This window comes from Roseibium sp. (assembly GCF_048260565.1).
In the GTDB taxonomy this organism is placed as follows: Bacteria; Pseudomonadota; Alphaproteobacteria; order Rhizobiales; family Stappiaceae; genus Roseibium.
Window position 1 is genome coordinate 464,619 of the sequence record NZ_JBLXGP010000003.1, and the last position, 22,629, is coordinate 487,247.

A 22,629-nucleotide genomic window follows, 5' to 3' on the forward strand; every position below is an offset into this window, starting at 1 on the left:
GGAGGTTCCGCGGCCCGATCTGCTTCGGGCAGACCCGGCCGAGGCTTTCTGAGCGCACCGCGGCGTTCGTTGCCTTGTCAGGTTCTGCTGCGGATATATCCGGCAAAGTGCTGCAGCTTGTCCCTGATCGCGGCCGTAATCTCGGGAACGGCGGCAAGCACTTCGGGTTCGATCCTGTTGGTGGTGGCCGGCAGCACGAAGCTCGCCTGTTCCACCACATCGGTGGCCATGGTCTTCAGGACATCTCGCAACAGGGCCGGAACGTATTCATGACGCGAAGTCGCCTGGAAGAGCGCCACCGGTTTTCCGGGGAATGTCTCACTGCCGACCATCCAGTCGAGCGCGTTCTTGAAGCTGCCGGGCAGGCAATGCATGTACTCCGGGCAGGAAATCACGAGCCCGTCAGCTTCCTCCACTCTTTGACGCAAGTCCTTGGCGGCTTCGGGCAAGAGCGCGTCGTCATCCAGATCCGGAGAAAAATGCGGCAGGGCCTCGATGCCGGCGTAAATGGAAATCTCGATCCCATCCGGCCGGACCAATTGCGCGGCTTCCAGCAAGGCCCGGTTGGATGAACCCTTGCGCAGGCTGCCGCACAGGGCGAGGAGGTGGATCGGCATGAGTGGAGGTCCGGCTGATTGCACTGGCGCGATGAGCTGGTCCTGCTTAGCAGATTCGTGGTGCTATGGCCGAGGTGATACGCTGCCTCAAACTTCCCCCATCGCGTGCCGGAACCGCCTGACACTCTCCGCAAAGCCGTAGATCAGCGCATCGGCCGTAAAGCCATGGCCGATGGACATTTCGCGGATGAAGGGCGCGCGTTTGATCAGGGCCGGGATGTTTTCGACCGTCAGGTCGTGGCCGGCATTGACGCCGAGGCCGCAGTCTCTTGCCGCTTCCGCGGTGGCAACCACCTTGTCGAGTTCCTTTTCCGTCCGGTCCGGGTCATCGTAGCAGGCGCCGTAGGGGCCGGTGTAGATCTCGATCCGCTCAGCGCCGAGCCGGGCGGCGTGCTCGGGTGCGGCCGGATCCGGATCGCAGAACAGGGATACCGTGACCGCCCAGTTCCTGGCCGCCGTAATGGCAGCTGCAAGCGTGGAGGTGTCGCGGTCGAATTGCCAGCCGTGGTCGGAGGTCTGCTGTTCCGGGTCATCAGGCACGAACAGCACCTGTTCCGGCCGGGCCTCCTCGACAAGCTTCAGGAAGTCGGCGGACGGGTAGCCCTCCAGGCAAAGTTCCTTGTTCGGATAGCGCTCCTCGATCAGTTCTGCGAGCTCGTAGACGTCCGTCTTGCGGATATGGCGTTCGTCCGGGCGCGGATGGACCGTGATCCCCTTGGCCCCGGCCTCCATGGCGATTGCCGAAAGGCCCGTCACGCTCGGCCAGGGCAGGTCGCGCCGGTTGCGGAGCATGGCGATAGCATTGACATTGACGGAAAGGCGCGAGGCAGTCATGGGTTCGATCCGAACTGGTTGATTTGAAAAACGGGCGACTTCAATCGCCGGTTTCCCGCAAAATTGGCGTGAAAAGCGTTGGAGTCAAACAGGAAATTGTCCCTAGGGACAATGGCAATAAAGGCCGTTGAGCTAGGTGCGGACCCTGGTTCGGAGGGCTTCCTTGGCCGATTGAATTGCCGTTAACAGTTGATCCAACGGGACACTTATCTTGTGCTTATGGATAGCAGAAGGAAATATCTCGAGACAAATATCCGATAGTCCCCTGTCCTGGTTCAGCTTGCACCCAAGGTCGCCGTTCCAATAAATATCCGCAGTCAGTTGCTCATAATCGCTGTCGCTGGCGAGAAGTATTCTTATTCCACTACTGCTCATGATGCTGTCCGTTTTCCGCTGGACCTGAAGCGGTATGTTGTAAAGAGAGTAACGAATGGTGCTTCAATCTCAGGGATGGACCCGGCGCAAACTCTGGATTTTTATGTATTTGTCCGCCAGCCTGCACAGCCATTCTCCCATAAGAACTTCATAAATAATTCACGCATAAAATAAGAAAATGAAAGGGAAGATCGCAAATATTTCTTTATAATGCGATCTAAAATACAGGAGATAAGTATTAATCCTTATGAAATAATGCTTTGAATTAACGTTCCGATGCCGTTTTCGGGATTCGGATAACGTAAGGTTTCTTACTTGTATTTCGGAGTTCTTTCGCTTTCTGTTATTTTTATGGTTGTAACTGTAATTATCTCGCCTTCAATATTCGATTTAATAATACCTTATAAATAAAATATATTATTGCTGTTAACTGGTGATTAGTTTTCTTTTTGGATTGTTTTATTAAATAGTGATTTGGGGGTTTCATGTTTAATTTATCAAGCGTGCGCGGACGCCTGCTTCTTGTGACGGCGGGTGTCATTTTCGGTTTCTGTATCATGGTCGCAGTTGCGTGGATTTCGGCGCGAAAGAGTGAGCAGGCCATGGCGGACGTGGAACGTCTCAGCGCCAATCTCTCGGTGGTTGAGGGTATGCGCCTGGCGAATGTCGAACTTGTCCTGGCAGCCATGGACTCCATCGTTGACAAGGACGAAGGCAAGGTTCTGCCCGAGCGCACCCAGGCCATCGAAGATGCGATCAAGAAGATCCGGGACGGCATCGAAACCGCCAGGACGACCGCTGAAGCGATCGGCCAGCCGGACCTGATGGCCACGTTCGAAACGGACCTTGCCGCGGTGGCCAAGGCAATCCAGGTCGACCTGAAGACGATGATCGAGGCAAATGCCACGACCGAGGAATTCACCAAGCTCGACGACGCCATCGATGGCGGCGGAGAAAACATGATCGGCGCTCTGACGACCATTTCGGAAAAGGGCGGGGAGGTCCTGAAGGAAACCATCGCAAGTGCGAATTCGACAGCGTCGATGGCCCGGTTTGCGCAGATCGGTACGGCGCTTCTGGCGATCCTGCTGATTGCACCCGCGATGCTGTTCGTGGTCCGCTCCATTACCGCGCCGCTGACCCGGCTTCGGGAAAACATGGTTCAGCTCGCCGATGGGGAGCTTGAAATCGATATCGTCGATGCCGGCCGAAGCGACGAGATCGGCCATATGGCCCGCGCCGTCGAGGTCTTCCGCGACAATGCCCGCGAGCAGTCGCGGCTATCGGTGGCAAGCGAAGCCGAGCAGTTGCAGAAAGCGCAGCGGCAGGAGCGGATCGACAGTTTGATTGGGGCCTTCCGCACCAATGTACTGGAGCGTTTGAGCACGGTCGGAGCCAATACGGAGAAAATGGAAGAGACTGCCGTCGCGCTGACGGAGGTCGCCAATGCGACCAATCAGCAGGCAAGCGATGCCTCTGCCGCTTCCCAGCAGGCTTCGAGCAATGTCCAGACCGTGGCCGCCGCAGCGGAGGAACTGGCAGCCTCGATTTCCGAAATCGAACGACAGGTGGAACAGACCACAAAAATTGTCGGCGAGGCCACCGGTTCCGCTCAGGAGACGAATGAAAAGGTGGCGAGCCTCGCAAGTGCCGCCCAGAAGATCGGCGATGTCGTTTCCCTCATCCAGGCCATTGCCGAGCAAACCAATCTGCTGGCGCTGAACGCGACCATCGAGGCGGCGCGCGCGGGTGACGCCGGCAAGGGGTTCGCGGTCGTTGCTGCGGAGGTCAAGGAACTTGCGACGCAGACGTCCAAGGCGACGGAAGAAATCAGCCAGCAGATTTCGGCGATCCAGGGATCGACCGATCAGGCGGTGGAAGCGATTGGCGCAATCGCGGAAAAGATCGAGAGCGTCAATTCCTTCACGACCACGATCGCCGCCGCCGTGCGTCAGCAGGGCGACGCGACCGGCGAGATTTCGGAAAACGTCAATCAGGCTGCCGTGGGCACCCAGCATGCGACCGACAATATCGCCGGCGTGACGGAGGCGGCTTCCAGGGCGACCGCCTCGGCGGAAGACGTCCGCCACGTCTCAAGCGACATGGCCGTTCAGGCCCAGGCGCTGGAAGATGCCATCAGCGCCTTCCTGGATGATGTCGCTGCCGCTTAAGGCCTCCGGGCCCATTTAAGACAAAAACCCCTCTCCGCCCGGAGAGGGGTTTTTTGTTGGGCTTACACCCGGTTCAGCAGCCTTGCCCGGATGGTATTCGGCAGGGCGCGGATTTCCTCCAGGATGTCCTCGGAGTTTTCGACCGGGCTGTCCACATCGACCACCACGTAACCGATGTCCCGGTAGGACTGCAGGTACTGGGCGCAGATGTTGAGGTCGTGGCGGGCGAACAGGTCGTTGAGGGTGCGCAGGGCGCCCGGCGCATTGTGGTGCACCTGGATGAAACGGGTGGCGTCCGTTCCCTTGGGAAGTTGCACGCCCGGGAAGTTGACCGCGCCGATGGTCGAACCGACGTCGGAATATTCCACCAGCCGCTTGGAGACCTCCTCGCCGATCCGGTCCTGGGCTTCCTCGGTGGATCCGCCCACATGCGGGGTCAGGATCACATTGTCGAGGCCGCGCAGCGGGCTGATGAATTCGTCCTTGTTGGACTTCGGCTCCACGGGGAAGACGTCGATGGCGGCACCCGCCAGGTGATTGCTTTTCAGCGCTTCCGCCAGGGCGTCGATGTCGACCACCTTGCCGCGGGCGTTGTTGATGAGGAAGGCGCCCTTCTTCATCTTCGCGATTTCAGCGGCCGTGATCATGTTGCGGGTCGCGGCCGTGTCCGGCACGTGCAGCGAAACCACATCCGACTGTTCCAGCAACTCGTCCAGGCTTTCCGTGGGCAGGACGTTGCCGTGCTGGAGCTTGTCGGTGAGGTCGAAGAAGATCACCCGCATGCCCATGGCTTCGCCCAGGTTGGCGAGCTGGGTGCCGATGTTGCCGTAACCGACGATGCCTAACGTCTTGCCGCGTACTTCGTGGGAACCGACGGCGGTCTTCATCCACTTGCCCTGGTGGGCGGCGGTGGACTTGGGGAAGATGCCGCGCATCAGCATGACGGTTTCGGCAATCGTCAGCTCCGCGACGGAGCGGGTGTTGGAGAAGGGCGCGTTGAAGACCGGAATGCCGCGGATCAGAGCGGCGTCCAGATCCACCTGGTTGGTGCCGACCGAGAAGCAGCCGACGGCCACCAGCGTCTTCGCCGCATCCAGCACCTCTTCGGTCAGCTGGGTGCGCGAACGGATGCCGACCACATGGACGTTCTGGATCTTTTCAATGAGGGCATCCTTGTCGAGGGCGGTCGAAAGCCGTTCGACATTGGTGTAGCCGGCTTTTTCCAGAATCGCGTGCGCGGTCGGGGAAATCCCCTCCAGCAGCAGCCAGCGAATCTGGTTTTTCGGTCGGGAGAGACCGTGAATCATGGCAAAGGCCTTCCTGATGGGATGTGGCAGGAATCAGTCTGAAGCCGGAGGGTCGATCGTGGCCATCCGGGCGCGCACATATACGCAAAGACTCAGGGAGGCGTCTACCGCTCACACCCATGTCTTTCGTCCTTGCGACATAAAAACACGGGAATCCGTCAGGTGAGCGGCTTTGGCTACCGCATATTCCGCGGCCCGTCATTCCAGATCTCGTGATGGCACTTGCGTGCCACACGGTACGGAATGACGGGGGATAGCGGCGGAAGCATACGCGTCAATCTTCAACGCCGATCGGCGGGTGAAGCTCGTTCATGCGGTACCAGAGCGCATCGATGGTGGCCTCGTCATAGCCGAGACCCAGATCGTCGGTGACGTATCGGCGAAAGGCTTCGGGCGTCTCGATCTGCCAGGTCTCGCCGGTGCCGTCGTCCTTGCGCCGGGCCGTGCCGTTCAGGAAGCTGAAGCGGCCGCCGTCCGTCAGGCGGAAGAAGATCAGGTTTTCGACAAAGGGCTTCTGGTTCCAGGTGGCGCAGATGTAGTTCGCGGCCACGATATCGGGGAAGGTGGGCAGCATCCGGTCGAAACTGTAGAGCTCGAACCAGCCGTCGGCCATGTCCCGTTCCAGAACCTGTTCCTGGGCGGCTTCATCGAAACGGATGCGGAAACCCTGGCCGCGAATGGTCTGCGGCTCCGGCGTATCGAGACTGATCGGTTCTGCCGGCGCCGGTCCGCCGAAACCGCAATCTGTCAGCCATTCCTTGCCTTCTATGGTCACAACGAAGGCGAGGTGGCTCCTGTTGCGTCCCTCCGGCGGTCCCTTGCGCACCCGGGCCAGCACCGGCAGGGCGGAAAAGCCGATCGCGGCGAGCGCTTCGCCGAACAGCGTGTTCTGCTCGAAGCAGTAGCCGCCAAGCCGGTTCTCGACGATCTTTTTCCAGACCGCTTCGGAACGGACATCCGGGATCTGCCCCAGGAACGGCAGCACGTTTTCGAACGGAATGGCCGCCATGTGGTGGGACTGCAGCGCGCGCAGGCCGTCCAGCGTGGGTTCGCAGCCGTTAAGGCCGATGCGGCGGAGGTAGGTGTGAAGATCGAATGTCATGTCAGACGCTTAGCGCCCGCCGCATGTTTTCACAAGCGGCGGGCAGACAAGATTTTAAAGCCCTTCAGGACCGCGCTGGACGGCGGCGACGCCCGTGCGCGAGACTTCCACCAGGCCGAGCGGTTTCATGATCGACACGAACTGCTCGATCTTGGAGCTGCGGCCGGTGATCTCGAAGACGAAGTGATCGGTCGTCGCGTCGATGACCCGGGCGCGGAAGGCGTCGCCCAGGCGCAGGGCCTCGAGGCGCTTGTCGCCGGTGCCTGCGACTTTCACCAGCGCCAGTTCCCGCTCCAGCGGCTTTTCCTGGTTGGCCATCTGCGCCTGGACGGTGAGGTCGATGACCCGGTGGACGGGCACCAGCCGGTCGAGCTGGTTGCGGATCTGCTCGATCACCATGGGCGTGCCGGTGGTGACGATGGTGATCCGCGAGAGGTGCCGCTCGTGCTCGGTTTCCGACACCGTCAGGCTGTCGATGTTGTAGCCGCGGCCGGAGAACAGGCCGATGACCCGGGCAAGCACGCCCGGTTCGTTGTCGACGAGGACGGAGAGCGTATGGGTCTCGATCTTGTCGCTGACCTCGGCCATGAAATAGATGGACGGGGCGGTCGGGTTTAGCTGTGCGTTCATGAGCTTGGCTTTCTGTTTGACGCATGGTCAAGCTTCGATATTGCCAATGCGGCCAGCAATAGCGAGCAAATCAAAGCGGGAACCAGGAAGTAGGAAATGAGGATCAAGGCGTTCTCCTGAGCGACCAGGGAGGTGCCGTAGGACTGGTAGTCGGCGCCACACGGGGTTCCGTACCGAATGACGTTGAGCCATGTTTCGCGTGTCGTAATGAGCATCGCCGCAACAAGGGCCAACGGCAGCAGTCCAAGGAACACAGGCTGTTCGGTTTCAGATCGTTTCGCCGTCCGGAAGAAAATGGCGCTTCCGGCCACAGCAACAGCGAGCGGGGCGGCGCTGAAGACTGCCCCGTTGACGGCCGGTCCGTTGTCTCCCTGGGTGCAGGTACCGGTGAGAGAACCGAGTATCTGAAGGAACCAGGAAAGAGCCAACGAGACCGTCACGGCTATCGATGTGACCAAAACCGCCATCTTGCGTCCTTACACCAGAACCTTGCCGGCGGCGTCGATGGCGTTGGCAACGGCCTCGTCGGTCGCCTCGTCCGGAAGCAGCATTTCGTTGTGGGCCTTGCCCGAGGGGATCATCGGGAAGCAGTTGGCCAGATTCGCCACCCGGCAGTCGAACAGGACCGGCTTGTCGACGGAAATCATCTCCTCGATGGCGCCGTCCAGGTCCCCCGGCTTGTCGACCCGGAAGCCGACGCCGCCATAGGCGTCGGCCAGCTTTACGAAGTCGGGCAGGCTGTCCGTATAGGAATGGGACAGGCGGTTGCCGTGCAGCAGCTGCTGCCACTGGCGGACCATGCCCATGTACTGGTTGTTCAGGATGAAGATCTTGACCGGCAGGCCGTATTGAACCGCCGTCGACATTTCCTGAATGTTCATCAGCACCGAGGCGTCGCCGGCGATGTCGATGCACAGCGCGTCGCGGTGGGCGACCTGGGCGCCGATACAGGCCGGCAGGCCGTAGCCCATGGTGCCGAGGCCGCCGGAGGTGAGCCAGCGGTTGGGCGCCTCGAAGCCGTAGAACTGGGCCGCCCACATCTGGTGCTGGCCGACCTCGGTCGAGATATAGGTGTTGCGGTCCCTGGTCGCTTCATACAGCCGCTGAATGGCGTATTGCGGCATGATGATATCGCTGTTCGGCTTGTAGGCGAGCGAGTTGCGCGCCCGCCAGGCGTCGATCTGCGCCCACCAGGCCTTCATCGCGGCCGGCTCCGCCTTCAGCGAAGACGAGCGCCAGATCCGGACCAGATCTTCCAGAACGTGGCCGACATCGCCGATGATCGGCAGGTCGACCTTGACGTTCTTGTTGATCGACGACGGGTCGATGTCGATGTGGATGATCTTGGCGTCCGGGGCAAAAGCGTCGACGCGGCCGGTGATGCGGTCGTCGAAGCGCGCGCCGATGCAGACCATGACGTCACAGTCGTGCATGGTCATGTTGGCTTCGTAGGTGCCGTGCATGCCGAGCATGCCGAGCCAGTTCTTGCCCGATGCCGGATAAGCGCCGAGTCCCATCAGGGTCGACGTGATCGGGAAGCCGGTCAGGTCGACCAGTTCGCGCAAGAGCTGGGCTGCCTGGGGACCGGAATTGATGACGCCGCCGCCGGTGTAGAGCACCGGCTTTTTCGCATGGGCCATCAGTTCGGCGGCCGCCCGGATCGACTGGGCGTCACCCTTGACCTGGGGTCGGTAGCTCTTGTGGGCCGCGGCCGGATTGGCGCTCGGGCCCTGATAGGTGCCGGTGGCGAACTGGACGTCCTTCGGGATATCGACGACGACCGGGCCCGGACGGCCCGAGGTGGCGACATAAAACGCCTCGTGCAGGACGCGGGCGAGATCGTCGACGTCGCGGACCAGCCAGTTGTGCTTGGTGCAGGGCCGGGTGATGCCGACCGTGTCGCATTCCTGGAAGGCGTCGGTGCCGATCAGATGGGTCGCGGTCTGGCCGGTGATGCAGACCAGCGGAATGCTGTCCATCATCGCGTCGGTCAGCGCGGTGACCATGTTGGTCGCGCCGGGGCCGGAGGTGACGAGCACGACGCCCGGCTTGCCGGTGGAGCGGGCATAGCCTTCGGCCGCGTGGCCGGCGCCCTGTTCGTGGCGCACAAGGATATGCTGGATCGTGTCCTGCTGAATGATCTCGTCATAGATCGGAAGCACAGCGCCGCCCGGGTAGCCGAAAACGGTGTCAACTCCCTGGTCCTGCAGCGCCTGGATCACCATGTTGGCGCCGGTCATCTCCCGTGTCATTCTCGATTTCCTTGCGTTTGGCCTGTCGGCATGTGGCTCGTCGTGTCAGTTTTCTGGTCTTTTGTCAGGGTTTCGAATTCGCGGCGTTGATCTGGCTCGCCCTGGAAGCACGAAACGGAACGGGGAGGCATAAAAAAAGGCCCCATCGGGACCTCAGCGCGCGCCAGCCTGTTCCGAACGGGTCATCCCGTTCCGGCGGCGCGCTTTCCTACTACTAGAATGAGAGACGTCATGATGCTGTCTTCCCGAATCCGAAACTTTTGACATTTCAACGGCCGGAGACCCCGGACCGGAGATCGCGAAGGAACACAACCTCCTTCTTGATGCGCCGCACCCTAGTCAGGGGGGCGGGCAGGGTCAAGTGCAAAATTCCATTTATTGCGTTTGAGGTGGCAAGGCTTTTTGAAAATTACAGGAGTGGGGTGGCGGGAAGCTTCGGAAGGGACAAGGCGGTTCCTTGTCGTGAGGAAACGGCATGGATGCCATGGTCGAGCCCACTGCTGTCCGGTTTAAAATTGCGGATGTTTGACATCGCTTTGAGCAAATGTGGGAAATACCGCCTGGTGCGCTTGGGGACACGGGTTTCCCACTCGGTTGTCATCCCGGTTTGGCGCAAAGCGACAAGACCGGGATCCAGTAGCCCCGGTGTCGCTTTGGGCCGCAAACCTTTGTGTTTACTGGATCCCAGCCTTCGCTGGGATGACAAGGCGGAGAGGTGATTGCTTTGTCTAACTACCGCCCCAACCTAAACCGGACACCAGTGGGTCGAGCCATGGTATGATGGAAGGAGAGGAAGGGGAACGGCTGCCAGGCCATTGATCCGCATTTCCGCCCGCGCTCATCCACATGCCAAAAAAATGTCACGAAAGGGATTGTGCCCGACGGATCACGGCGATATATACCCGCCATCCGGTGCGCTTCGAGCGCGGCCGCGATGGGTGTATAGCTCAGTTGGTAGAGCATCTGACTCTTAATCAGACGGTCCCGGGTTCGAATCCCTGTGCACCCACCATTTTCATCTTTTTCTAAGCATTTGTGCGCTAAGCGTTAGCGCTATTGGCAATTGTTAATCTCATTGCGTTCAGCAATATCCGGTCTTTATTTAGATATATTTATTAGATTTGTCAGTTTTTTCTGAAGTTCAGTTATCTCATTTATATGATAGTTACATAATTTTTTTAATTTTGGATCGTTTGCTTGCTCAGAAAACGTCATTTGTTCTGCGCTGTATTCTGAGTTTTCGTTTTTCTGAATCCAAAAGCTATAAAAATGCGCCGAAATTTGCGAAATCTGAGTTCGAACGGTAATGAGCCTTTTTAAAATGTCTTCTCTATTTTCGTCGAGGTACGATTTTTCGAAAGGTATGTGGAGTTCAGCCCACTTGTTGATTTCTTCGGATAATTTTCTCGAATAATCTTCGCAAAAATTCCAGTATTCGCCTCTGACAACAACATCGCTATAGCTGTTTGCTTTGGCCATCGCGTTCGCAAATGCTTCGGGCCTGGCTAAGGCATTGCTCTGGTTTAAGATTTCATACGTATTGAAGCTAGCCGCTCTTACAAGCGATACAGACCTGCGTTCGGATTCGATCGCTTTTCGGTTTTCATGGCGTAGTTGGCTGACGATCGGCTTAAGTTGTGTGATGCCAATCCAAGCCGCAATAAAGGCGGCAAACCATCCCCCTGACGCACCTGCCCATTCGCGAAAACATTGGCCCCAAGTCTCGCCGGTGCGACAAAAGCCGGTTGCGATAAGAGCATTGATGATCAATGCAATAGTAGTAAATAGTGTTATCCCGGCAAGATTGTTATCAGGCTTGTTGGTCACGAAGTAGCACCCTTCCCTTTTTACAACCTTACTGTAGCCTCAATTCAGTATGTCATGCTAGGCGCTTGCGTCCGAACTGCCCCCTGACACATAGTCCCCACCAAGACTGCTTCGGAGCGGCGCAATGAGCACTGAAAAACCCGTTATCGGACTTCTCGGCATCGGTGAGATGGGCGGTAACATGGCCCGGGAGCTGACCGGGGCAGGGTTTCGGGTGGTGTCGGTGCTGGCCGGGCGCTCAAAGGAAAGTGTCGCGCGGGCGAAAGAGGCGGGAATTGAAGACGTCGCGGATTTGAACGGCCTCGTCGCCGCCTGCGATATCCTGTTTTCCGTCCTGCCGCCCTCCGCCGCCGAGGAGGAAGCCCGCGCCGTGGCGGATTGTCTGAGCGATGCCCCGAAGCCGCTTGTCTTTGTCGAAGGCAATGCGATTTCGCCGGTGCTTGTGCGGGAGATTGCCGACCTGTTCGACGGCACGCCGGTGACCTTCATCGACGGCGGCATCATCGGGCAGCCGCCGAAGGACGGAAAGGTGCCGCGGCTTTATCTCTCCGGGACAGGGAGTGAGATGCTCGATGTCCTCGACGGTCCGGCGTTCGAGATCGTTCACTTAGGCGATACCATCGGTGACGCCTCCGGTTTCAAGATGGTCTACGCGTCCCAGACCAAGGGGCACAACGCTTTGCTGACGGCCGGGTTCGTGGCGGCCGAACGGATGGGGCTGCTCGAGGCCTTTGTCGCGGAACTGAAACGCAGCCAGCCGGGGTTTCTCACCAAGGCGGAGACCAACATTCCGCGCCTGCCGGCCGATGCCGGGCGCTGGGTGCGGGAGATGGAGGAAATCCGCGACACATACGAAGCGCTGGGTCTGACCGGCGGGTTCCATGAGGGCGCGGCGGCGATGATGCGGCTGCTTGCAAATTCGCCCTTCGGCCATGAGACGCGGCGCACCCGGGACACGTCGCGCGGTATGATCGAGACGGTGAAAGCGCTGGCCCCGCAGGCGGCGAACGAGAACACGAGGCTGAAAAGCTGAACCGTTCTAGTCCCGGCAGATGGCGAACAGTTCGCCGCGGGAGTTGATGCCCAGCTTTTCGTAGGCCCGCTGGCGGTAGGTGGCGACGCTGGTCGGCTTGATGCCGAGTTCGTGGCCGATCAGTTCCGCCTTCTTGCCGGCCAGTATACCAAGACAAATATCGCGCTCGCGGGCCGACAGCACCTGCAGGGCGGGCGGTTCGGACGAAGGCGCAAGGGCGTCGAAATGAAGCTGGACCAGTCGGGCCGCGATATTCAGAAGGTCCGATGAGATTTCACATCTGGTCTGCCAGTAAAAGCTGATCGCCAGCCGGTGTTTGCTCACCGATAGCACCGTGGTCTTGTCCTCGATATCCGGTGCCGTGAAGAACCGGAGCCGGTAGTCTTGCGAAACTTCCGGCAGGATGTCCTTCAGCCGGTGGGTCTCGAAACTTCCATCTTCAAGCGCCATGATCCTTGTGTAAAGCGGGTCCTGCAGGAACCAGTCGTCCAGGTAGTCCGCGGCCAGGCGCTTGCCGATGCCGCCTTCTATGAAATTGCGCGACAACAGGCACTGCGCGTGGTTTTCGCTGTAGCTGAAGACCATGACCTGGGCGGTTGCCATGGATCTCAGAAGGTCGAAAAAGGGCTCCAGGAACGCCGGCCTGCCGAGCGTACCCAGGCATTGCGAGACGTGTGCCAGGCTGCTTTCAGCGGCGGGAATGTGGTCCTTGTCCTCCATAAAAGAGGACATATTCCATGGCGCCTGCGATGTATAGCAGGGGGAAAGACAGGCCCCGCCTGTTCCGGAAAGGGAGGAAACCCCATGCGCCCCGCAGGCCGATCGGAGCTCGATTCGCTCTATTTCACCTATCCGCATTTCGATGGCCCGTCGGACCGCGCCCGCCTGAGCGACGATGCGCCGGTGGCGATTGTCGGTGCCGGCCCGGTCGGGCTGACGGCGGCGCTGACGCTGGCCAGCGAAGGCGTGCGGTCGGTGGTTCTGGAAAGGAAGGCGACCTTCAACGACGGCAGCCGGGCGATCTGCATCGCGCGCCAGAGCTATTACATCCTCGACCGGATCGGGGCGCTGAAGCCGTTTCTGGAGAAGTCGCTCGGCTGGACCACGGGCCGCACCTTCTACCGGGGCAAGCAGATCCTGGAATTCCGGATGCCGGACAGCGAGGCCGAGCGTTTTCGACCGATGTACAATCTTCAGCAGCAGTATATCGAGCAGTTCCTATGGGAGGCGGCGGCCGCCTCGCCCCTGATCGAGATCCGCTGGCAGAGCGCGGTGACGGATGTCGCCGATGAACAAGACGGCGTGCGGCTCTCCGTCTCCGATCCGGATGGAGACTATGCCTTCAAGGCGGACTGGGTGCTGGCCGCCGATGGCGCCCACAGTCCGGTTCGGAAAATGCGCGGGCTGCGGCTTCAGGGCGAGAATTACGAAGGCCGCTACGTGATCGCCGACGTGCGCATGGAACACGATTATCCGACCATTCGCCGGGCCCTGTTCGATCCGGAATGCCGGCCGGGAGGGACGGTGCTGGTGCACCGTCAGCCGGACAACATCTGGCGGATCGACTATCAGCTGCGCGACGGCGAGTCTGCGGAAGACGCCACCCGGGAAGAGGAAGTGCGCCGCAATGTGGAAGCGGTGCTGACCGACTTGGGCCACACCGGCGGCTACGATCTGGAATGGTGGAGTGTCTATTCCGCGAACACGCTGGCCCTCGACGATTACCGGGACGGGCGGATCTTCTTCATCGGCGACAGCGCCCATATCGTGCCGATCTTCGGCGTGCGCGGCCTGAACAACGGTCTGGCCGATGCCCAGAACATCGGCTGGAAACTGGGCTGGGTGCTTACCGGTCGCGCAGGCGCGGGGCTGCTCGACAGCTACACCCCGGAACGGCGCGGGGCGACGCTGGACGTCTTCGCCAATGCCTCGAAGAGCACCCGGTTCATGACGCCGCCAAGCCATGGCTGGCAGGTGATGCGCGATGCGGCCCTGTCGCTTGCGCTGACGAAACCATATGCAGGCGCGCTGGCGAACCCCCGGCAGATGGTGCCCTATACCTATGCCGACAGCCCGTTCACTCTTGAGGACGATCCGGCCTTCTCGTCCGGTCCGGCGCCCGGTTCGGTCGCCGCCGATCCGCCACTGGACCAGGGGCATCTTTCCGAAAGGCTTTGCGGGTTTACGGTCCTTTCCTTCGGCAACGGGCCGGATACCGGCGCACTGGACTGGATGGAAGACGTGACTGTCCTACGTATTGGATTGGAGACGGACGTTGCCCGCGCCTACGACGCGGTCGACGGGACGCTCTATCTGATCCGCCCCGACATGTACGTGGCGGCAAGGTGGCGTCAGGGCGACCTGGACGGGATCAAAAACGCGCTGGGCCACATTCTTCAAACTTCGGGAGGGGCTCAATGACTTCAGAGGAGTTCGAAACCTTCTACGAGGCAATGGCGGAAGCGATTGACGCCATTGCTCCGGAATATACGGAAGTCTTTCTCGCTAAGCTCTGTCTCGCGTTTGGTCGCGAGATTGGGGAAAGCGAAAAGGCACTGGCATTGATTGCCGATTGCCGGAAGGACCTGTCCGGAAGATAAACGGCGGCGCGGGGTCCGATGAATTGCGGACTTCTCTTTCAGCCGGCCATAGCTGTATAAGCGGGCAATCATTTTACCGCAAAGCACCGAAGCCGTCTGAAACCGAACACCATGTCGAACCAGTACCTGATTGCCGCCCTTTACAAGTTTGCTCCCCTCGAGGATTACGAGGAGATGCGCGACGCGCTGAAGAAGTTCTGCGTCGAGAGGGACGTGCGCGGCAGCCTGCTGCTGGCACGTGAAGGCATCAACGGCACGGTGTGCGGTCCGCAATACGGCGTCCGGGAGCTGCTGGAGCACCTGCGTTCCGATCCGCGCCTGGCCGACCTGGAGCACAAGGAGGCCTGGAGCCACAGGCATGTGTTCAAGCGCATGAAGGTGCGCCTGAAGCAGGAAATCGTGCGTCTGGCGGTGGACGGCATCGACCCGAACGAACTGGTCGGGACCTATGTGCCGCCGGAAGACTGGAACGAGCTTATCAGCGATCCGGATGTGGTCGTCATCGATACCCGCAACGACTACGAATATGCCTTCGGCACCTTCGAGCGCGCGCTCAATCCGAAGACACAGTCGTTCCGCGAGTTTCCGGATTGGGTGCAAAAGGCGGTGGAACTGGAGAGCAAGCCGAAGGTCGCCATGTTCTGCACCGGCGGCATCCGCTGTGAAAAAGCCACTTCGCTTATGCTCCGGGAGGGTTTCGAGGAGGTCTATCACCTCCAGGGCGGGATCCTGAATTACCTGGAAAAGGTGCCGGAGGACAAAAGCCTCTGGAAGGGCGAGTGTTTCGTCTTCGACGACCGTGTGTCGGTCGATCACAAGCTCGAACCGCGCTGGGGCGAATGGGTGCCGGAAGAGGCCCGGCACGTGATCAACGAGGATACGGATTACGACAATGGGTAATGTGCTACCTGTCGGAATCTGACACCCCGGTTTTTAAGCTTTAACACTTCGTTAACTTTCCCTAGACTTCGCCTTGCAGCCTGTCATTTCACAGGCTCGGGACAGGGGGAAGTGTCATGCGTCGAACCGTTGTCAGCGCCAGTTTGGGCCTTTTGCTGGCTCTATCCCAGACACAATCGGTTTTTGCCGGCGGCAGGGCACTTGCCTGCTACGAACAGGCCGTCGTTCCGGCCGTCTACCAGACCGTTCAGGAACAGGTGCTGGTCAGGCCGGCTTCCAGCCACGTGGTGCGCCAGCCGGCCGTCTATGCCTATCAGGCACGGCAGGTGGTACTTCAGCCGGAACGGGTCAGCTATCGAACCGTCGCTCCGGTCTATTCGCTTCAGTCCCGCCGGGTACAGGTCCGGCCGGCAAGTTACGGCTGGGAATACCGGAACCGGAAGGGGCGCCGGATCCTGTGCAAGATCGCTTATCCGGCCGTCTATTCCACCGTCCAGGAACGGGTGCTGGTGAAGCCGGGCGGCCGGGTCGCCGTCCGCCAGCCGGCAATCTACGGTTCGGTCAGGGAAAAGGTGCTCGTGCAGCCGGCATCACAGCGCGTCGTGCGCGAACCGGCGGTCTACAGCACCGTGACCCGCAGGGTGAAGGTCCGCGAGGCGCAGACGGTCTGGAAGCCGGTGAAGGTGCGTAGCGGCTGCAGCTACTGAAATTTTAGACATCAGTCTGGTGTGTCGGCGGTCCTGAAACGGGTTGCAGGCAAGCCTTTTACTCCATGGCCTTCCACCAGATAGAGCCCGCCGGAGACACCGTCGTCGGTGTCCGGCGCGGCCTTGAGGCTTGTGACGACCAACTGGTCGAGATCGGGGCCGCAGAAGCAGGGCATGGTCGGTTTCGGACATGGCATGGGAATGGCCTGCTTCAGCTCGCCGTCGGGCGAAAAGCAGTTGAGCACGCCGGCGGAGACGCCCGCGCTCCAGTAGTTGCCCTCCGCATCCACGGTCGCGCCGTCCGGTCGTCCGGTCTCGTCCGTCTGCTGGGCAAAGAGCATTTTCGCGCCGAGTGAACCTGTCACGGGATCGAAGACATAGGCCTCGATCCATCCCGGCGAACTGTCGGAATGGTACATGAGGGTGCCGTCCGGGGACCAGGCCAGCCCGTTGGAGACCTTGAGCCCGTCGCGGATCTGCCAGACGTCGCCGCCGGCATCCACCCGGTAGAGCCCGCCGATCGGTTCGCGCGGGTTCGAGGTGTCCATGGTTCCAACCCAGAACGCGCCGTCCGGGCCGACCTTGCCGTCGTTCAGACGGGTCTGGGGCAGATCGGTCTCGATCTCCGCCAGCACCGTTTTTTCGCCGCTCTCCGGGTCAAACAGGATGACCTTGTCCCAGATGCTGACGACAAGCCGGCCGTCATCCGCCAGGCCGAAGGACCCGACCTCGTTTTCGAAGTACCACGATGTGATGGATTTGGTGGCCCAGTCCATGGACTGGATGGTTCGGCCCTGAATGTCCGCCCACAGCAAGCGGCCGTTCTTTTCGTCCCATGTCGGACATTCGGCCAGTTGATAGGTCGGATCGATCAGCCGGGTTACCTTGTAGGACACCCTGCGGTTTCTCCTTTGGTGCAGCTCAATGTGCTGCCGCGACTATAACTTGCGTCGGCAGGGGCGTCGATATGGATTGTCCACCGATGTACACCGGTCGATCAGTCGCGCTTTTCGGCCATGGGAAAGGCGGTCTTGCGCACGATCGGGCGGATGGCAAAGGAGGATTTCATCCTGAGAACGCCGGGCAGGCGGGCCAGTTCCTCCCGGTGAATGCGCTCGAAATCGGTCGGGTCGGCGGCGGTTACGCGCAGCATGTAATCGGCATCGCCTGCCATCAGATAGCATTCCATGATCTCGCCTGACCGGGCGACCGCCTTTTCGAAATTCTCCAGCACCTCGTTCGACTGACCGGTCAGGGCGATTTCGACGAAGACATCCATGCGCCGCCCGAGCTTGCGCTGATCCAGAAGTGCGACATACTTGTCGATGATCCCGACCTCTTCCAGGGCGCGCACGCGGCGCAGGCAGGTCGAGGGCGACAGGCCGACCTTTTCGGCGAGATCCGCATTTGCGATCCGTCCGTCTCGTTGCAGTTCTTCAAGGATGCGGCGATCGAGCCGGTCGAGCTTCAAGATTGCCTCCGTGGCAGAATATTCGAATAATTTGGCGATATTTATTCCCGGATTGCAAGAATGGTGTTTTTCGTGCCGCGAATGCAAGGAAATTCGAGTGACGATGGCGTAAAATATTCCCCAAATCGAACCCGACCAGAGAGGGCAAAAACATGCGTATCGGTGTGCCGAAGGAAATCAAGAATCAGGAATACCGGGTCGGTCTGACCCCGGACAGCGTTCAGGAAATCGTGGCGCGCGGTCACGAGGTTTTCGTCGAAACCCAGGCCGGCGCGGGTATCCGCGCGGACGACGCTGTCTATGAAGCTGCCGGCGCCAGGATCCTCGGATCGGCGGCCGAAATCTTCGACACCGCGGAAATGATCGTCAAGGTCAAGGAGCCGCAGGCCGTCGAACGGGCCATGCTGCGTCCCGATCATATCCTTTTCACGTATCTTCACCTCGCTCCCGATGCTCCGCAGACCGCGGATCTTGTAAAGTCCGGCGCGACCTGCATCGCCTATGAAACGGTTCAGGGCATGGAAGGCGGCCTGCCGTTGCTGGCGCCGATGTCCCAGGTCGCCGGCCGGCTGGCCGTGACCGCAGGCGCGACTGCGCTGGAACGTGCAAACGGCGGTGTGGGTATCCTCATCGGCGGCGTGCCGGGCGTTGCTCCGGCCAAGGTCGTCGTCATCGGCGGCGGTGTTGTCGGCTCCAACTGCATTACCATGGCGCTGGGCCTCGGCGCGGACGTGACGGTGCTCGACCGCAACGTGACCGTTCTTGCGCATCTGTCGCAGACCTTCGGTCCGGCGCTGAAGACCGTCTATTCCACGAAGGCGGCTCTGGAGCAGTACGTGATGGACGCCGACATGGTGGTCGGCGCGGTTCTGGTTCCCGGTGCGGCGGCACCCAAGCTGGTGAGCGCGGACATGGTCAAGCGCATGAAGCCGGGTGCCGTCCTCGTGGACGTGGCCATCGACCAGGGCGGCTGCTTCGCCACTTCGAAGCCGACGACCCATTCGGAGCCGACCTATATCGTCGACGAAGTCGTCCATTACTGCGTGGCGAACATGCCCGGAGCGGTTCCGCGGACCTCCGCTTACGCGCTCAACAACGCGACCCTGCCGTTCACGCTGGCGCTTGCAGACAAGGGTGCGAAGCAGGCGCTGCTCGACGATCCGCTGTTCCTGCCAGGCCTGAACGTTCATGCCGGTATGATCACCTGCGAGGCGGTTGCGAGCGCTCTCGGTTATGACTACGTGGACCCGAAGACCGCGCTGGAGACCAAGGTGTCAAAGGCCGCCTGAGGTCGCGTCCATAGTCAGGAATGACAAAAGGCAGGGGCTTGCGCCTCTGCCTTTTGTCGTTTCTGAAGACCGATTAGACCGTCTGCCGTCTCAGGGACAGCGCACCTTGTAAGGAACGCCGTTCTGGTCGCGGGCGATACAGTTTCTCGGCGTGGTCATCACGCCGATGATACCGCCGCCCATGGCGCCAATCGCAGCGCCGGCAAGAGTGGCTCCCCCGCCCGAACCGACGGCGGCGCCTATGGCAGCACCGGTCGCTGCACCGAGACCTCCGCCGATCAGCATGCGATCCCGCTGGCTTTCGCTGTTGACGCAACCGGCTAGGAAAACGGCCAGAACCGCTACGGCAAGTAAGGGTTTCATCCACGCCTCCCGACGTTTTAGGAATCGAATCACCCTTATTTTACAACGGTTCCGGCCAAATGTCGGTCTTGTCTATTTTACGGGCATGCAACCCGGTACGGACGGCCGTAGCGGTCATAGGCCACGCAGTTCTTCGGCGTGGTCGCTCCACCGATAACCGCACCGCCGACTGCGCCGATCGCAGCACCGGCAAGAGCACCGCCGGCACCGCCGCCGTCAATGGCCGAACCGATGACTGCCCCGGTAGCAGCACCGAGGCCGCCGCCGACGAGCGCGCGGTCACGCTGGCTGTCCGACTGGCAGGCTGCCAGAAGCAGGCCGGCAGCCGCGAGAACAATCAACTTTTTCATTTCACTGGTCTCCAGATTCCATCAATGAGTACGAAAATGAACACATCATATTGTATTGGCAACAATGAGATATGTCATTTCGGCCCATATTTCTCCCTTAAAGATGCCCAAGGGTAATCAGGATTCTTCGCGACGGCAATCTGTCTGTCGAGGGGCATCTTCGTTTGAAGCCTAACATACGGACCGCTAACAAAGTGTGGCGAGCAGGCCTTTTGTGGAACTGTCCTTGCCATCTGCCTGCTTTTCACCGCGCACCAACGGCAGCAGAGCCGTCGCCAGTTCCTTGCCGAGTTCCACGCCCCACTGGTCGAAGGAATTGATTCCCCAGATTACGCCTTCGACGAAGACCCGGTGTTCGTACAGCGCGATCAGACGGCCAAGTGCGAAGGGGGTCAGTTTCTCGTAGGCAATGGTCAGGGACGGACGATTGCCGGGGAAAACCTTGTGCGGAGCGAGGCGGTCCGCTTCCTCGTCCGATTTTCCGGATGCCTTCAGCTGGGCTCTCGCCTCGTCAAGCGTCCGGCCGACCATCAGGGCCTCCGACTGGGCCAGACAGTTGGCGACCAGCATTTCATGATGATGCACGAGATCCTCTTCGTGACCTTTGGCGGCAACGATGAACTCGCAAGGGATCACCGTCGTTCCCTGATGAAGGAGCTGGTAGAAGGCATGCTGCCCGTTGGTACCGGGTTCGCCCCAGACCAACGGGCCCGTGTCCATGTCGACGGGCGTGCCGTCGAGCTTCACCCGTTTGCCGTTGGATTCCATGTCGAGTTGCTGCAGATAGGCGGGCAAACGCGAAAGGCGCTGGTCATAGGGAAGGACCGCCCGGGCGGAATGACCCAGCACGTCCCGGTTCCAGATGCCGACGAGCCCGAGCAGCACAGGCAGGTTGGTCTCCAGCGGTGCCTCCACGAAATGACGGTCCATGGCATGGGCGCCTTCGAGGAAATCGGCAAAGGCATCGGGGCCGATGGCGATCATCAGCGGCAGGCCGATGGCCGACCAGATGGAATAACGCCCGCCGACCCAGTCCCAGAAACCGAAGATCCTGTCTTCCGCGATCCCGAATGCCGCAACCTTGTCGAGGGCGGTGGAAATGGCAGCGAAATGTGCTTCGACGGCCTCTTCCCCGAGCGCATCGGTGATCCATTTGCGCGCTGTCTGCGCGTTGGTCATGGTTTCGATGGTGGTGAAGGTCTTCGAGGCGACAAGGATCAGGGTTGTCGCCGGATCGAGCGCCTTCAGCGTATCGGCAATATGGGCGCCGTCGACATTGGAGACATAATGGACAGCCGGGCCGTCGTGGTAGGGAGCGAGCGCCAGCGTGGTCATCAAAGGGCCCAGGTCCGAGCCGCCGATGCCGATGTTTACCACGTCGGTGAAAGGCGCGCCGTTCTTCGCCGTGAGATCTCCGGAGCGGATCGCTTCTGCAAACGCCGCCATAGCCGTCAGCACGGAGCGGATCTCCGGCATGACATCCTCGCCATCGACCAGCACGGGCCGATCCGAACTGTTCCGCAAGGCGGTGTGCAGGACGGCCCGGCCTTCGGTTTCATTGATCCTTTCGCCGGCGAACATGGCATCCCGACGGGCTTCCACGCCGGCCTCGCCGGCCAGACCGACAAGCAGTTCGAAGGCCTTTTCGTCCAGGATGCATTTGGAAAAATCGATCAGCAGGTCATCCAGATGGAACGACAGTTTGTCGAAACGGGCAGGGTCGGCTTCAAACAGCTGGCGCAAGGGCCGTCCATCAAACGTCCGGGCATGGGATGACAGGTCCTGGAAAATGTCCGCTGCAGCCATGCAACAGGCCTCCTAAGATGTGTATTTAAAACGATTAAAACGAAAGGATTCCTGAGATCCTCTCCTCCAGTCGCGTTTTAACACATGAAACTGGAGGAGAAGAAGGCAGGCGACAAATATGGAAGATGCCCGAACCTAGTCGATCGGCGCCAGGAGCTCCGGTGCCGTTACGAGCTGGCGAACGCCATGAGAATGATCTTCCTTGAAGATGTTGCCGTTTGCAGCCCACTTGTTCAGTGAGTTGATATCCAGTTTCGCGCATTGCGGCCGGACGCTCCATGTCACCTGAAGCGGCGAGCAGACTTCCTGGGTGTAGCTCGGTCCGGTGGTCGAGCCGGCAAAGCGCACCGGCTCGCCGGTTCCCGTCGGGAGCGCCTTGGCCTGATACAGGCCATCCACCTTGTTGCCCATGTAGGCAAAGTCCGTGAAGTCGAGGGCATCGGGATCGTTCACGACCAGAAAGACCTGGGCTTCCACGCGCAATTGCGGATTGGCGCAGCTGTCGGTCAGGCAAGACCCGAGCCCCGGTCCGGGGCCGGCTTCACAGGACGTGTAGACCCAGTGTACCTCGATCGTGTCGCCCGGCTTCACGCCGTGATAGGCGAGTTCGCCCGGGTCCTTGAGTTCCGCTTCTGTGAGTTGATCGGTTTCGTTGCACTGGAAACCGCCATCTTTGCCATCGCCGACAAAGACCGAAAAACCGGGGCCCTTGTGTTCGGCATTGGTGTGGGTGTGAATATCGCACAGGTTCATTTTCGAAGCGTCGGGCGCAAGCGTGAAGGTCCGGGGATTCGTTCCGGCCTTGCTCGATATGTCGCGTGGCGTTTGCGGTCCAAAACTGGTGCAAAGGGTTTCCGCGGTCGCGGCGGTGGCGAAAAGGCTGCAGGTGACTGCGAGCGCAAGTGTCTGCTTCGTCAACGGTCTCATGAAAAATGCTCCAAATCGAATTTTCGTTCGGCAAGTTAACACTGTTATATCCGATTGGTCCCTTTATC

22 protein-coding genes and 1 tRNA gene are annotated in these 22,629 nt (G+C 60.2%); 8 read left to right on the top strand and 15 right to left on the bottom strand.

From position 1 onward, the window contains the following. Window positions 1-77 precede the first annotated feature (77 nt). Together ACN0SO_RS10350 and ACN0SO_RS10355 are read right to left on the bottom strand one after the other, a co-directional pair. A complete protein-coding gene (locus ACN0SO_RS10350; RefSeq protein ID WP_417677258.1) occupies window positions 78-617 on the bottom strand; it encodes an NADPH-dependent FMN reductase in 540 nt (179 codons plus the stop codon). Window positions 618-704: 87 nt separating this feature from the next. Then, a complete protein-coding gene (locus tag ACN0SO_RS10355) occupies window positions 705-1,451 on the bottom strand; it encodes a pyridoxine 5'-phosphate synthase (RefSeq protein ID WP_417677260.1) in 747 nt (248 codons plus the stop codon). An 860-nt stretch (window positions 1,452-2,311) separates the two neighbouring features. Here ACN0SO_RS10355 and ACN0SO_RS10360 point away from each other — a divergent pair. Continuing rightward, complete coding sequence (locus ACN0SO_RS10360) at window positions 2,312-3,997, top strand: methyl-accepting chemotaxis protein (RefSeq protein ID WP_417677262.1); 1,686 nt, start codon at window positions 2,312-2,314, stop codon at window positions 3,995-3,997. 62 nt (window positions 3,998-4,059) lie between these two features. Here the strand turns inward: ACN0SO_RS10360 and serA are convergent, their stop codons facing one another. From serA to ACN0SO_RS10385, 5 genes are all read right to left on the bottom strand, one after another. Then, window positions 4,060-5,304, bottom strand: a complete 1,245-nt coding sequence (gene serA, locus ACN0SO_RS10365; protein ID WP_417677264.1) for a phosphoglycerate dehydrogenase — start codon at window positions 5,302-5,304, stop codon at window positions 4,060-4,062. Between the two features lie 274 nt (window positions 5,305-5,578). Further along, window positions 5,579-6,406, bottom strand: a complete 828-nt coding sequence (locus ACN0SO_RS10370; RefSeq protein WP_417677266.1) for an arylamine N-acetyltransferase family protein — start codon at window positions 6,404-6,406, stop codon at window positions 5,579-5,581. Window positions 6,407-6,460: 54 nt separating this feature from the next. After that, window positions 6,461-7,036, bottom strand: a complete 576-nt coding sequence (gene ilvN / locus ACN0SO_RS10375) for an acetolactate synthase small subunit (RefSeq protein WP_417677268.1) — start codon at window positions 7,034-7,036, stop codon at window positions 6,461-6,463. Further along, entirely contained in the window at window positions 7,033-7,503 is a 471-nt protein-coding gene (locus ACN0SO_RS10380) for a hypothetical protein (RefSeq protein WP_417677270.1), read from the bottom strand. The genes ilvN and ACN0SO_RS10380 overlap by 4 nt, the downstream gene beginning before the upstream one ends. 9 nt (window positions 7,504-7,512) lie before the next feature. Continuing rightward, window positions 7,513-9,288 carry an acetolactate synthase 3 large subunit gene (locus ACN0SO_RS10385; protein ID WP_417677272.1) on the bottom strand — a complete coding sequence of 592 codons (1,776 nt, stop codon included), beginning with the start codon at window positions 9,286-9,288 and terminating at the stop codon, window positions 7,513-7,515. Window positions 9,289-10,224: 936 nt separating this feature from the next. Here ACN0SO_RS10385 and ACN0SO_RS10390 point away from each other — a divergent pair. Further along, window positions 10,225-10,300: transfer RNA gene (locus ACN0SO_RS10390), tRNA-Lys, on the top strand. Window positions 10,301-10,386: 86 nt separating this feature from the next. Here the strand turns inward: ACN0SO_RS10390 and ACN0SO_RS10395 are convergent. After that, on the bottom strand, window positions 10,387-11,115 hold the full coding sequence (locus tag ACN0SO_RS10395) for a hypothetical protein (RefSeq protein WP_417677274.1): 729 nt from the start codon (window positions 11,113-11,115) through the stop codon (window positions 10,387-10,389). Window positions 11,116-11,239: 124 nt separating this feature from the next. Here ACN0SO_RS10395 and ACN0SO_RS10400 point away from each other — a divergent pair, with 124 nt between their 5' ends. Next, a complete protein-coding gene (locus ACN0SO_RS10400; RefSeq protein ID WP_417677276.1) occupies window positions 11,240-12,148 on the top strand; it encodes a DUF1932 domain-containing protein in 909 nt (302 codons plus the stop codon). A 6-nt stretch (window positions 12,149-12,154) separates the two neighbouring features. Here ACN0SO_RS10400 and ACN0SO_RS10405 read toward each other — a convergent pair whose 3' ends face one another. Continuing rightward, window positions 12,155-12,880 carry a helix-turn-helix transcriptional regulator gene (locus ACN0SO_RS10405; protein ID WP_417677278.1) on the bottom strand — a complete coding sequence of 242 codons (726 nt, stop codon included), beginning with the start codon at window positions 12,878-12,880 and terminating at the stop codon, window positions 12,155-12,157. 72 nt (window positions 12,881-12,952) lie between these two features. Between ACN0SO_RS10405 and ACN0SO_RS10410 the strand changes: the two genes are divergently transcribed. The 4 genes from ACN0SO_RS10410 (at window position 12,953) to ACN0SO_RS10425 (ending at window position 16,355) form a co-directional block, all read left to right on the top strand. Further along, window positions 12,953-14,569, top strand: coding sequence for an FAD-dependent monooxygenase (locus tag ACN0SO_RS10410; RefSeq protein WP_417677280.1), 1,617 nt, complete (start codon window positions 12,953-12,955; stop codon window positions 14,567-14,569). Next, window positions 14,566-14,748: a hypothetical protein gene (locus ACN0SO_RS10415; protein WP_417677282.1), complete on the top strand. Its 183-nt coding sequence runs from the start codon at window positions 14,566-14,568 to the stop codon at window positions 14,746-14,748. Before ACN0SO_RS10410 ends, ACN0SO_RS10415 begins: the two co-directional genes overlap by 4 nt. Before the next feature lie 111 nt (window positions 14,749-14,859). Beyond that, window positions 14,860-15,648, top strand: a complete 789-nt coding sequence (locus ACN0SO_RS10420) for a rhodanese-related sulfurtransferase (protein ID WP_417677284.1) — start codon at window positions 14,860-14,862, stop codon at window positions 15,646-15,648. A 116-nt stretch (window positions 15,649-15,764) separates the two neighbouring features. Beyond that, entirely contained in the window at window positions 15,765-16,355 is a 591-nt protein-coding gene (locus tag ACN0SO_RS10425) for a hypothetical protein (protein WP_417677286.1), read from the top strand. Between the two features lie 11 nt (window positions 16,356-16,366). Here the strand turns inward: ACN0SO_RS10425 and ACN0SO_RS10430 are convergent, their stop codons facing one another. Further along, on the bottom strand, window positions 16,367-17,251 hold the full coding sequence (locus ACN0SO_RS10430) for an SMP-30/gluconolactonase/LRE family protein (protein ID WP_417677288.1): 885 nt from the start codon (window positions 17,249-17,251) through the stop codon (window positions 16,367-16,369). A gap of 101 nt (window positions 17,252-17,352) precedes the next feature. Beyond that, window positions 17,353-17,826: an Lrp/AsnC family transcriptional regulator gene (locus ACN0SO_RS10435; protein WP_417677290.1), complete on the bottom strand. Its 474-nt coding sequence runs from the start codon at window positions 17,824-17,826 to the stop codon at window positions 17,353-17,355. A gap of 152 nt (window positions 17,827-17,978) precedes the next feature. Between ACN0SO_RS10435 and ald the strand changes: the two genes are divergently transcribed. Next, window positions 17,979-19,115: an alanine dehydrogenase gene (ald, locus tag ACN0SO_RS10440; protein ID WP_417677292.1), complete on the top strand. Its 1,137-nt coding sequence runs from the start codon at window positions 17,979-17,981 to the stop codon at window positions 19,113-19,115. Between the two features lie 90 nt (window positions 19,116-19,205). Here the strand turns inward: ald and ACN0SO_RS10445 are convergent, their stop codons facing one another. From ACN0SO_RS10445 to ACN0SO_RS10460, 4 genes are all read right to left on the bottom strand, one after another. After that, window positions 19,206-19,478: a hypothetical protein gene (locus tag ACN0SO_RS10445; protein ID WP_417677294.1), complete on the bottom strand. Its 273-nt coding sequence runs from the start codon at window positions 19,476-19,478 to the stop codon at window positions 19,206-19,208. Window positions 19,479-19,555: 77 nt separating this feature from the next. Next, window positions 19,556-19,828 carry a bacteriocin gene (locus tag ACN0SO_RS10450; protein ID WP_417677296.1) on the bottom strand — a complete coding sequence of 91 codons (273 nt, stop codon included), beginning with the start codon at window positions 19,826-19,828 and terminating at the stop codon, window positions 19,556-19,558. A gap of 186 nt (window positions 19,829-20,014) precedes the next feature. Further along, window positions 20,015-21,634: a glucose-6-phosphate isomerase gene (pgi, locus tag ACN0SO_RS10455; protein WP_417677298.1), complete on the bottom strand. Its 1,620-nt coding sequence runs from the start codon at window positions 21,632-21,634 to the stop codon at window positions 20,015-20,017. Window positions 21,635-21,769: 135 nt separating this feature from the next. After that, on the bottom strand, window positions 21,770-22,561 hold the full coding sequence (locus ACN0SO_RS10460; protein ID WP_417677300.1) for a delta-class carbonic anhydrase: 792 nt from the start codon (window positions 22,559-22,561) through the stop codon (window positions 21,770-21,772). Between the last annotated feature and the right edge of the window lie 68 nt (window positions 22,562-22,629).